This is a genomic window from Odoribacter splanchnicus DSM 20712, assembly GCF_000190535.1.
GTDB classification, from domain to species: Bacteria; Bacteroidota; Bacteroidia; order Bacteroidales; family Marinifilaceae; genus Odoribacter; species Odoribacter splanchnicus.
In genome coordinates, this window is record NC_015160.1 from 3,195,707 (window position 1) to 3,207,953 (window position 12,247).

At 40.7% G+C, this 12,247-nt stretch carries 10 protein-coding genes; 3 read left to right on the forward strand and 7 right to left on the reverse strand.

The window, feature by feature from the left end:
• Nucleotides 1-80: 80 nt before the first annotated feature.
• From ODOSP_RS13490 to ODOSP_RS13500, 3 genes are all read right to left on the reverse strand, one after another.
• Nucleotides 81-1,241, reverse strand: coding sequence for a FecR family protein (locus ODOSP_RS13490; protein WP_013612854.1), 1,161 nt, complete (start codon nt 1,239-1,241; stop codon nt 81-83).
• Between the two features lie 88 nt (nt 1,242-1,329).
• Nucleotides 1,330-1,896, reverse strand: coding sequence for an RNA polymerase sigma factor (locus ODOSP_RS13495; protein WP_013612855.1), 567 nt, complete (start codon nt 1,894-1,896; stop codon nt 1,330-1,332).
• A 117-nt stretch (nt 1,897-2,013) separates the two neighbouring features.
• Nucleotides 2,014-2,814 carry a peptidylprolyl isomerase gene (locus ODOSP_RS13500; protein ID WP_013612856.1) on the reverse strand — a complete coding sequence of 267 codons (801 nt, stop codon included), beginning with the start codon at nt 2,812-2,814 and terminating at the stop codon, nt 2,014-2,016.
• Between the two features lie 147 nt (nt 2,815-2,961).
• Between ODOSP_RS13500 and ODOSP_RS13505 the strand changes: the two genes are divergently transcribed.
• A complete protein-coding gene (locus ODOSP_RS13505) occupies nt 2,962-3,396 on the forward strand; it encodes an SPOR domain-containing protein (RefSeq protein ID WP_013612857.1) in 435 nt (144 codons plus the stop codon).
• 1 nt (nt 3,397) lies between these two features.
• On the opposite strand, the gene ODOSP_RS13510 is transcribed toward ODOSP_RS13505, so the two are convergent.
• The 4 genes from ODOSP_RS13510 to hemW all read right to left on the reverse strand — a co-directional run bounded on the left by ODOSP_RS13510 (nt 3,398) and on the right by hemW (nt 8,295).
• Nucleotides 3,398-3,997, reverse strand: a complete 600-nt coding sequence (locus ODOSP_RS13510; RefSeq protein WP_013612858.1) for a hypothetical protein — start codon at nt 3,995-3,997, stop codon at nt 3,398-3,400.
• A 15-nt stretch (nt 3,998-4,012) separates the two neighbouring features.
• On the reverse strand, nt 4,013-5,524 hold the full coding sequence (gene rpoN, locus ODOSP_RS13515; RefSeq protein ID WP_013612859.1) for an RNA polymerase factor sigma-54: 1,512 nt from the start codon (nt 5,522-5,524) through the stop codon (nt 4,013-4,015).
• Nucleotides 5,525-5,588: 64 nt separating this feature from the next.
• Complete coding sequence (gene asnS / locus ODOSP_RS13520) at nt 5,589-7,034, reverse strand: asparagine--tRNA ligase (protein ID WP_041556852.1); 1,446 nt, start codon at nt 7,032-7,034, stop codon at nt 5,589-5,591.
• A gap of 139 nt (nt 7,035-7,173) precedes the next feature.
• Nucleotides 7,174-8,295, reverse strand: a complete 1,122-nt coding sequence (hemW, locus tag ODOSP_RS13525) for a radical SAM family heme chaperone HemW (protein WP_013612861.1) — start codon at nt 8,293-8,295, stop codon at nt 7,174-7,176.
• 106 nt (nt 8,296-8,401) lie between these two features.
• On the opposite strand from hemW, the gene ODOSP_RS13530 reads away from it, so the two are divergent.
• Nucleotides 8,402-10,639, forward strand: a complete 2,238-nt coding sequence (locus ODOSP_RS13530; protein ID WP_013612862.1) for a TonB-dependent receptor — start codon at nt 8,402-8,404, stop codon at nt 10,637-10,639.
• Entirely contained in the window at nt 10,640-11,434 is a 795-nt protein-coding gene (locus tag ODOSP_RS13535) for a DUF4249 family protein (protein WP_013612863.1), read from the forward strand. It begins immediately after the preceding gene.
• Nucleotides 11,435-12,247: the final 813 nt, after the last annotated feature.

The following is a 12,247-nucleotide window of genomic DNA, read 5'->3' on the forward strand; positions in this document are numbered from 1 at the left end:
ACACATCTCCGGAGTGTCGACAATTCCGGAATAAATCACCTCAAACGGGAAATGTTGGAGCATTTCCCGTTTTTTTAGATTCAGTCTAAGCCTGTTGCTTTAACCACAATTTCTTTACCATTAACAATAAAACACACATCCGTTGTCTGTTCTATAATTGACAGCACATCATTCAATACATCATATTTCCTGACCACACCCGTAAAACGCCGGTTTGCAAATTCCGGAGCAGCAAAAATAATACGGACATCATACCAACGGGATAATTGCACAGCAATATCAGACAAAGGCATATTTTCATATTCAAAAATTCCTTTAGTCCAAGAAGTATACATACCTACCTCTACTTCTCGTCTGTCCATGGTTCCTGCTTTTATATCAGTAACCGCCTGAAACCCTGGTTGCAACTCTGTTTGCAAACCGGCATATTTCACATTCACTCCCCCCTGTACTAAAGTCGTTAGCACTTGCTGACTTTCACCATAAGCAGAAACATTGAATTTAGTCCCCAAAACCTGAATACTCACTTGATTAGCATGTACGATAAACGGCCGTTCCCGATCAGGTTCCACTTCAAAATAAGCCTCCCCTTTTATAAAAATTTCACGGCGGTTACTTGTAAAATTTACCGGGAAACGAAGTTCTGAATCCGAATTCATCCAAACTTTGGTACCGTCAGATAAAGTAAAATGATATTCTCCGGCAACAGGAACCTTCACTGTATGAAAAACCGGCTGTTCATCCCTCAGTTTAATATGATTATATTGTAACCCAAGCAAAGAATCGTTTTCAATTAAAGCTTCCGTAGTAATTACTTCTTTCAAATCACCTCTCGTCAAATCAATCTGGGAGCCGTTAGCTAATATCAGAGTGGCTTTTGTCGATCCCGGTAAAATCTGTATTAATTGTACCTCCTGTTCCGTCAGTTTGTTTCTCTGCCAAAAAGCCATCCCCAAACCAATAAAAATAATGACAACCGCAGCCCCGAGAGACAAACGGCGGTAAAAACTCTTGATTCTTCCCCGTCTGATCTTACCTGCCAACTCCTGCCATGCTCTCTCTTCATCTAACCAATCTGCTCCTTCCACCATCCGATTTATCTTAACCGTTTTCAGGTATTGCTCAAACAATTCCCGATTTTCCGAAGCTTTATCTATCCATTCACGCAATTTTCCAGCCTCTTCCGCATTTATTCTACCGGTACAATAATCCGCTATCCATTCCAATATAAACTGATCCATTTCAGACATCTTTTTATATATATTCCTATATATTAAAAAATGGGTGAAAAGAAATCCGATTTTTTATAAAAAGAAAAAATTTTAAATATCAAGAAAAAAGTAACAGGAATGCAACAATTTTCCCCAAATTCCGACGCAGTTGCCGAAGAGCATTGGAATAATGGGTTTTTACCGTATTTACAGAAATATGATAACGTTCTGCCACTTGTTTATAAGTCAGATTTTCCAAAACAACAGCTTTGAATACTTCCCGGGATTTCTCTGGCAATTGTATAATTTCAAATTCAATTTTCTCTTTCAGAATATTCAATTCCTCATCCTCATAAAATGCAATTTCCTCCAAAAAAAGATTAACATGTTCTTCTATATCATCGAACTTGAAGCGGTTATATTTATCCAACAATTTTAAAGAGGCTTTTGCAACAGCTCCGAACAGATAGGCACGTAGTGAACCTTCAAACTGCCCCCCTTTTTTATTCTCCCAAAAAGTCACAAATACATTTTGTACGATATCTTCAGCATCTTCTAAAGTAGGCACATATTTTAACGCATACACACATAATGAACGATAATACTTATCAAACATCATTTTGATACATATTTCATTTCCAGCCCTTAAAGCTTCAATAATATTCTCTTCAGAAAATAATACCATCCACTGCAAATTAGAAAAGGCAGATCGGTACCTTCGCAAAAATAATTATTTTCAAATTATCTGCTTTTTGATATTGCCTTGCCTTTTTATACCTTATCTCTACCATTTACACTTCTCTCATTCCTCTTCTATTTTTAGAATCACAACATCCCTCAAGGGGCGGCAATTATCGTCCGTCTCTTGTTCGGCAATAGAATCGACAATTTCCATTCCCTCGATCACTTCACCGAAAACAGTATATTCCCCGTCTAAATGGGGACTTCCCCCGATGGTCGTATAGGCTGCCCGCTGTTCCCCGGTAAGTTTCAACTTCACCTGATCGAATAAAAGACGGGTCGTATCGGATAGCTTTTCGTTCAACTGCATCAACTTCTCATAATCATTTGCTAGTTGATACTTCAGGATTTCTCCTTCACAAGCTTGTTGTAAACGATTAAAAAGGGCGGTATAGCGCTTGTTATTGATTTTCTCTATTTCTTCATCGATGATATCGGGAGTAAAAATTCTTCCCTGCACGATATAAAAATGCGATCCGCTGGAGCTCCGTTCCGGATTGATATTATCGGCTTCACGGGCCGCTGCCAGTACCCCTCTTTTATGGAAATATTTCGGGACAATCTCTGCTTTCAATGTGTATCCGATATCGTTAGCTCCCAAGACCATCCCCGGACGTGCCGATTTCGAATCCGGATCACCGGTCTGAATCATAAAATCCTTTATTACCCGATGAAAAAGCATACCGTTATAATAGCCTTCGCGGATTAATTTCAGGATATTATCACGATGTAATACCGTCTCATCATACAATTTCAACCGGATATTTCCCAAAGAAGTCTCCATGCGGATAACCGTGTCCTTTTTCCGCTCACAAGCTCCGAGCAGCAGGCTTAACACCAGGATAAAAACAATTCTTTTCATAAACTACAACCATTAGGACCGAATGATACCTTTCTTGTCAGCAAAATTAATTTATCTCGGCATAAACTAACCTATTTTTTACTAAATTTGTGACGAAATATCGTTTTCCGGTTCAAACCTGTATATTTGCGACAAAATTCTTTGACAATGAAATTTACACTGCTATTTCTATTACTTAGCTTTTTGATTTACGGTTGTAAAAATAAAGAACTGCCGGCCAAGTACCTGAGTACGATTACTGTTGTCCGCGAAACAGGAGGCAACCACAACATACGGCAAACCGGCGAGGAAGCTACTTCACCTTCCCATGCTACGCCAATACTTCCCCAGCAAGCTAATACCCATAGTGGTACCAGATATCATATTATCGTGGGGAGTTTCAGCTCTGCAGAAAAAAAACGGGCGGAACAGCTTGTCGAAAAATTAAAAGCCCAGGATTATCCGGCCACATTGATCAGTTCTTCCCAAAGATATCGTGTCAGCATAGAAAGTTTCCCAACAGAAAACGAAGCGAATGCAGCCCGGGATGAATACCGGAAAATCACCGACCGGCAAGATATTTGGGTTCACAAAGTCAACTGACCTATAAAAGGATTCCAAATACAAAAAACAAACCGAACAAAAAACCCAGATAAACCTGCAAAGGAGTGTGTTTTTTCAGATACAAACGGGAAGTTGCCAATATACCGGACAAAAGCAAAAATAAAATAAAAGCATTACGCACGTCCCCCTGATAGTTCATCCCCCAGACCAGCAGAAAACCACATAATCCACCGATAGCCGTCATATGCATACTGATCTTCCACCGGAAAGTAATCACTGAAAAAGTGGACAACAAAATAATCAACACCAGGTATAGCTGCCTTACGATATTTGTATAACCGATACGTCCCAACAGCCAAAAACCTAAAAAGGCAAAGGCCACAGCCACCAATATCGGATATACCCTTTCTTGTTTATCGTTCAACTCATAACTGCGGATCAACCTGAAATGCTTAAACAAAGGCAAACTGATAACGGGCATGATCAAAAGAGCGAATACGGTCACCAGATAACAATACAATTTTACCCCCCAGGGAATATACGCAAACAAAGTGTTATTATTGAAGATAAAAAAAAGAATATACAAAGGCATCAGCATCGGATGCAAAATATAAGATATTGTTTGAGCTATATATTTCATCGATAGAGGTTTAGTTTATATTTCACGTCTTAATCGGGCCACCGGAATATCGAGCATTTGCCTGTATTTGGTAACCGTTCTCCGGGCTATCTGATAACCGGCCTTCTCCATCAAAATCACTAATTCGTCATCTGTCAGCGGTTTTTTCTTGTCTTCATCATCGACCAATTTTTTCAACATATTCTTCAATTCACCTGTACTTACCTCCTCACCACTTGTCGTTTGCATACTGCCAGTAAAAAAATCCTTTAAAGCATATATTCCAAACCACGTCTGAACGTATTTTGAATTGGAAACCCGTGATATCGTTGAAACATCCAATCCGGTAATATCAGCTATATCTTTTAGAATCATCGGTTTCAACATCGTTTCATCACCGGTCAGGAAAAATTGTTTCTGAAACTGTACGATAGCGGTCATGGTCAGCATCAGGGTGTTGTCTCGTTGTTGTACAGCATCTATAAACGATCTGGCAGAATTCAATTTATACTTTACAAACGACACGACATCTTTCTTATTCTTAGGCGACTGGTCTTTCTGATACTGTTCAAGAATATTCAGATAAGCTTTATTGATTTTCAATTCGGGAATATCCCCTGAATTTAAACTCAGCTGCAATTCTCCATCTACCAAATCGAGCATAAAATCCGGAATAATCTTTTCGGCCTGTTGTCCGTAAGAAAAATCGGCGACTGTCCCCCCGGGCTTGGGATTCAATTTCAAAATTTCGTCTATGGCCTGTTTCAGTTCTGTATCGCTCAATCGTAGTTTCCGGGATATTTTTTCGTAATGTTTACGTGAAAACTCTTCGAAACATTCTTCCAAAATTGCTTTGGCATCCTGCAACAGTTTGTGCTCCGGATTTTCGTTCAATTTATGTTGAATCTGCAATAACAGACATTCTTTCAAATCACGGGCCCCTACTCCTGCCGGTTCGAACTCCTGAATAATCTTCAGCAAGCGTAAAACCTCTTCCTCAGAGACCTCGATCCCTGCACCGAAAGCCAGATCATCGACAATATTCTCGATATCCCGCCTTAAATAACCGTCCTCATCGATGTTTCCGATGATATATTCAGTGATGCGCCGCTCCAGATCGCTCAACGGACGTGTCCCTAATTGTGCGATCAGATTTTCCCGGAACGAGGACGCCTGAGAGAATACAAAATCACGTGTCTCCTCGTCTTTAGAAGCGTTGGAAGAATTCAAACGGTAATCAGGTGTATCGTCATCATCTGTCATGTAATCCTCTAAAGAAAAATCATCGTCACCTCTCAAATCATTTTCCTCTTCGCTTTCACCTTCCTGATAATCATCATCAAACTCCTCTCCCGAATCGGTGGCAGTTTCCTCGTTTACATCCGTTTCTCCTTTTTCTTCCACCTCCTCCAACAAAGGATTTTGCTCCAATTCTTCTTTTATCCGCTGCTCCAATTGATACGTAGGAAGCTCCAACAGTTTAATCAACTGTATTTGAAGAGGATTAATCTTCAATCCTAATTTCTGCTGTAAACTTTGTTTTAGCACGTTTTCTATTCTCTCATTGAAAATATACCAATGTAAAAATTACATTGGTATACCGAATTAATTTTTAAAACTCTGCATTCTTAGGTGTACGCGGGAAAGGAATCACATCCCGAATATTTCCCATACCGGTTACGAATAACAATAAGCGTTCGAATCCTAAGCCGAACCCACTATGAACAGCCGATCCGAAACGACGTGTATCCAAATAATAGGACATGCTCTCTTCGGAAATCCCCACTTCGTTCATCCGGGCTACCAATTTATCATAGTTCTCTTCACGCTGTGACCCTCCGATAATCTCACCGATCTGCGGGAACAACACATCCATGGCTGCAACCGTTTTTCCGTCCGGATTTTGCTTCATATAGAAAGCTTTGATTTCTTTGGGATAGCCTGTCAGAATCACCGGTTTTTTAAAGTGTTTTTCTACCAGATAACGTTCGTGTTCACTTTGCAAATCGACACCCCAGCCATCCACCGGATACTGGAATTTTCCATTCTTATTGGGCTTACTATTTTTCAGAATCTCGATCGCCTCTGTATAAGTCACTCTTTCGAAAGAATGAGTCAGCACAAAATTCAGCTTCTCGATCAATTCCATAGAACGTTCTTCCGCTTTCTTATTCTTTTCTTCCTCCTGCTGACGGGCACTCAGGAATTTCAGATCATCCATACAATTGTCCAAAGCATAACGGATCAGGTATTTCAGAAAATCTTCCGCCAAGTCCATATTATCGTCCAGATCGTAAAAAGCCGCCTCCGGTTCGATCATCCAGAATTCCGACAAATGCCGGGTCGTATTTGAATTTTCAGCCCGGAAGGTGGGTCCGAAAGTATAGATTTTTCCCAAAGCCATAGCTCCAAGCTCTCCTTCCAATTGTCCACTCACCGTCAGATTGGTTGCTTTACCAAAAAAATCCTGTCTGAAATCGACTTCTCCCTCTTCTGTCAAAGGCGGATTTTTAGGATCCAGTGTCGTTACCCGAAACATCTCGCCGGCACCTTCACAATCGGAAGCCGTAATCAGCGGAGTATGCAAATAAAAGAACCCGTGCTGATCGAAATATTGATGGATAGCAAACGCCATAGCATGACGAATCCGGAAAATAGCCCCGAACATATTGGTGCGAAAACGCAGATGTGCATGGTCTCTCAAAAATTCCAGACTATGCTTTTTAGGTTGTATCGGATATTTTTCAGGATCGGCTTCCCCTAATACGTCCAATTCATGAGCCTGAATTTCATGCGATTGTCCGCTTCCCTCACTCTTCACCAACAATCCTTTCACATGAATCGCAGCTCCTGTGGTGACTTTTTTCATCAACTCCTCTGAAATATTATTCATGTCAACCACAATCTGGATATTATTTATGGTAGAGCCATCATTCAAAGCGATAAAATTCACTTGCTTATTACCTCGCTTGGTTCTCACCCAACCACTGATTTCCACTTCTTTGTCGCAATCTCCAGATTGCAATAACTCTTTGATTGACAATTTTTTTGTGCTCATCTCGTTTAATTTACACATGAATCGTTTAACATTCTCTTCCGCCTCTTCAAGACACGGATTTGCAAAGATAACAAATTCAGACAAAAATAAAGTTCTCCTGCTTAAAACTTTATTCAATACCTTAAAGAAAATCTCCTAATCAAACAACGAATAAATCACTGAACACATCGTCCGAAACCAACCATCCTTTTTCTGTCAGCCTGATCCGGCCGTTTTGACAAACCACCGACCCGTTTTCGAGAAAAGGGGCTAGTTTCGGACGAACGGTCTTCGAAAAGTCAGGAAACTGTAATTGCATCTTTTCTTCCTGAATCCCCCACATCGTCCTCAGGTTGGTCATGATATATTCGTTGAATTTATCTTTATCCGTCAAAATCTCTTTTTCAAAGCTTAACCTATCATTAGCTAAATTATCGATATAAGATTTTAGATGAGCTACATTCCATTGACGGGAATTCAGATCGAAAGAATGTGCAGCCGGACCAAAGCCCACATATTTCTGTTGTTGCCAATAGGAGGTGTTATGTAGGGAATATTTAGAGTTTTTAGCGAAATTAGAAATTTCATAATGCTCGAAACCAATTGATTTCAAGTAATCGGAAACCCACAAATATTGATCAGCCAGTTCATCGTCGGTTTGAGGCTGAAATCGACCTTTCTGCATCAATTTTTCAAAGACTGTATTTGAATCGATACTTAATAAATAAACCGATAAATGTATTATAGGTAAATGATTTACGATTTCCATATCTTGTTGCAAATGCAGTCTCGTATACCCCGGCAATCCGAGTATCAAATCTATCCCTATATTTTCAAATCCCGAATCAGCAGCCCACTCCACGGACCGGAGGGCATCCTGAGCCGTATGTGTCCGGTTTATCCGTTTCAGAACCTCATCGTTAAACGATTGGATACCGATACTCAACCGATCAAATCCCAAGGCTCTCCACCCCTTCAGTTTATCCCGGGTAATATCTTCAGGGTTTGCTTCGATAGTGCGTTCAGCTACGCAGTTCAATGCGAAATTCATTTCGAGTGTCGTAACGATATCGGTCAATTCATCCATACTCAACCATGAGGGAGTACCTCCCCCAAAATAAAGTGTCTTTACTTCCGATGTATCCAAATAATCTTTACGCAATTGTATTTCGTGTCCTAATGCAGCTATGTAGGCTTTTTTCAGCTGAGTAGAAGCAACCGAATAGAAACCACAATAATAACACTTACTCCGGCAAAAAGGGATATGTACATAAATGCCCATAGCGATCTTTTGAAATTTCGATACAAAGCTAAGAACAAAATCCGGAACCAACAGAGTGCAGTCTTCATCTTTTTACTACATTTGTAAGGATTGTTGATAGCTTCTTATGCATAAATTCTTATTTATCATCGGTTTGTTCTTCCCAGGAATTGTTTTCTCCCAGACTCTTATCGTCGGGCGGGTAATCATCCATGACGGGACTCCGGTAAGCGGCGTCAATGTCTGGTGCCCCGAACAAAACAAGGGTACTTCTTCCGATTCCACAGGCTATTTCGAGTTAGCCTGTGAAGTTCCCTGTACGCTGGAATTTTCACATGTGAATTACAAAAAAGAAAGCTATACTTTGAAAGACACCCGGAGTCCATTTATCGTCATTCTGAGAAATAAATTCAACAACCTAAGGGAAGTTGTCGTTACCGGCCGATCAACTCCCGGACGCCTCTATTCCTCGAAAGAAGGTATAGAAATGATTCCGGCCATTCTGGGCGAACAAGACATTTTAAAATACCTGGCCACAACTCCGGGCATTATTACCACCAATGCACTCGATCCGGGGATTTATGTCCGGGGAAGCAACAGTTGCGAAAATGGTTTCCTCACCCATGATATGGAAATCGCCAGCCCGGATCATCTTACCGGAATCCTCTCTACTTTCGATCCTTTTATCCTGAATAATTCGACAGTCTATAAAAGCGGTTTCCCGGCAGTTTACAACAGTTACTTATCCTCTTACATCAATATGAGGCCGGATCCCGGAAACAAACAAAAATACGAGGGAGAAATCACTTTAGGCCTTGTCTCTTCTGCCCTGAAAATAAAAGGTCCGTTAGTAAGAGATCATACCTCTTTTGCCGCTTCATTCCGTACGTCCTATTTACAAACCATCGCCCGCTTATATAACAAATCGGTAAAAGACCAGAAACAACAAAATTTTATGCCCGAATATGCTTTCAACGATGCCACCGTCAGTATAGATTCCAAACTTTCCAACCGTTGGCGGGTCACTGCCTTCGGGTTATTTACGATCGACGGTCTAAGTATGAAGTTAAATGAAAATGTAAATTATGACTTTAACTGGCACACTTTTTCAGGCAATGCAGGTGCTTGGTATACCCCTGCAAACGGTGATATCCTGCATTTCCGATTAGGGGTAAAATCTGCTTTCAGTGAAGGAGATGCCGAAGGTACGATTCCTATGGGAGGTGGTAACCGGAATTATTCCATCATTGCACGGATCATGTATACCCATTCTTTTCTGGACAAGTTTCAATGGAATATCGGAGGAAAATTCGAACAAGCCCGTTTTGAAACAGCCAATAGGCCCGATGCAGAAGAAAACATACTCATCCGCAGTTCTGATAAAAAATTCAATATCTATGAAATATATTCAGATATATCCTATCAAATAAATAATTACTTTACCTGTTATGCCGGTTTAAATTTTCAATATTACAACGGAAATTTAAAAAACTTCTGTGTTTCTCCCCGGGCAAAAATCAGCTTTTCAAAAAACAGATTCACTTTCTGGGCCGACTATGCCCAAACGGCACAATATTTAAGCCTTTATCCCTACTTTACTGTAAAAACTCCGGTAGACATCTGGTATCCTCTCGAAAAAAACATGAAACCCGCGCTTTGCCATCAATATTCGATCGGAGCAGAACAGGAAATCCAGGGAGGTTTGACTTTATATGCGGGTATTTTTTATAAAAAAATGAAACATGTCAAAGATTTCTCCTCAGGGTTGTCTACTAAATACACTGCTTTGACCGACAATATGATTACCGGCAGCGGACATGCCCGGGGGGTTGAATTCAATCTAGCCCTGGAGCATAGAAAGATCAGTGCCCGGTTTAACTATACCCTCTCGGAATCCAAACGTAAATTTGCTGAAATCAATAACGGAAAATCCTTTTTCCCTCCTTATGATGTCAAACACAATGTTGTGGTCAATACCTCCTACGATATCAGTACACGACTCACTTTTAATAGTTTATGGACATTTTCTTCAGGAGTTTATACCACATTCCCTGTCGGAGTTGCTGTCGCTCATAATATTAGCAGCAGCCAAAACCAACCGGTCCTCGTGCCGGTCTATACAGACCGCTACAATTACAAGCTTCCCAACAATCATCGTCTGGACTTAAACCTGGATTATACGATCCCTTATAAATATGCAAGCTTAAAATTAAGTATAGGAGCCTATAATGTTTACAATCAATCGAATCCATCTTTTGTCTATTTTAAAGCTGAACAAACGGCAAACAATCATACAAAATTTATTCCAAAATCTAAAGTCATGTTGCCGTTTATACCGTATATTTCGTTTAAAATAAAATTATAAATGAAACACCGATACTATCCGATATTACTGCTGTATTTTTTCCAGGCAGCGTGTATGCCTGAAGAAGATCTCCCTATCCGTCATACCGGGGAAACTCCGGAGTATTTTATCGAGTGTTATTGTCAACCCGGCCAGCCGTTCGCTTTATCGGCAACGAGTGTGCTTCCGGTATCCGAAGATCTGCAAATCGACTTTTCAAAAGAAATGAAAGTGACCATTCATGCAGACAAAGCCATTTCACTGATACATACTTTATACACTCTCCCCGGTTCCGAGTTTATATACAATTATGGAAGCCCGGAAAAATTTGAAGTCCGCTATATCGATTCTTTATTCCTCGATATTACTACGATCGATCACAAATCGATCACAGCTTCGACCTCCATCCCTCCGGCAGTATCTATCTATAATTGCCAGGTAGCAGGAAATGAAGCGATCATTCGTTTTTATATTTCGGAAAAAGCCGATGAAAACTATTACATTTATACAGCAGAAGCTGTCCATGCAGATTCGATTCTCAACAAAGAAGTATGTTATCTGGATTATAGTGAATTCCAACAGGAAGGCCTTACTGAAAAGTCCGTTATCCTTCCGGATATCGGACAGGCAGAGGAAATTATTTTCACGCTGAAACGAATTACGAAAGCTAATTACGATTACCAGGTATCCCTAAATGCAGCAAATACAGCCAATCAGAGCAGTATCACGACCCCTGTCCCTTTAAAAGGTAATCTGCAGGGAGCTCTGGGTATTTTTACTTGTTATACGGAAGACAAACAAACGGTTCCACTATAAGCTATCAGTCCCTATGCTATATATATTTTTGACAGTTATATACATATTTACACGTTATAAACGTAGAATTATTTTGTTACTTGTTCGTCTTCGGTATTCGTGTTCGGGGACCCGGTCGCTTCTGTCGGTCGTCTACCTTTTTCTTTCACTGACCGGCGGAACTCCTCGCAGGCTCGTCAGACACCACCGGTCGGGCATTCAGAAAAAGCAAGACGACACCCGACAGAGCTCCAATGGTCCCCGAACACGAACACCTCCGACTTACGTTATCACTGCATAGGAAACGAACTGTGACCTGAAAAGTATAAACTTCTATCAAACAGCTGTTTTTCTGAACCCTTACCTTCGGAATTAATTCAGTAATCGGTATTTTATAGGAATAATCCGGTCAGGTAACCCAGGTATCCATACTCCGGTCAGGGTGGCCTGCCCTTTCATTCAATGAAACTTTCCTTCTTTGCCCTGTAGTGCTGACGGAAGATGCAGGGTTTTATGCCGGAAGACCATTGGAGCAGGAACGAGGGTCCGGTTAGGATTTCCGAACGCCCGACCGGTGGTGTCTGACGAACGTAGTGAGGAGTTCCGCCGGTCAGTGAAGGAAAGCCTTAACGGACCGTTCCAGGCGAACCGGTCTGATGGCACAAAACCCGGAATCGGAATAGAAAGAAAAAATAAACCTACATTTAGTGTAAACATGTATATAAAATCAGGCTATTTCAAATCGAACTTCCCTATATCGTTTTTAACGATGATGCAGGAAATCCGGTTAATTTGCCTCTAACGAACCTGCTCAATGTGACTTATGTCAAAGCC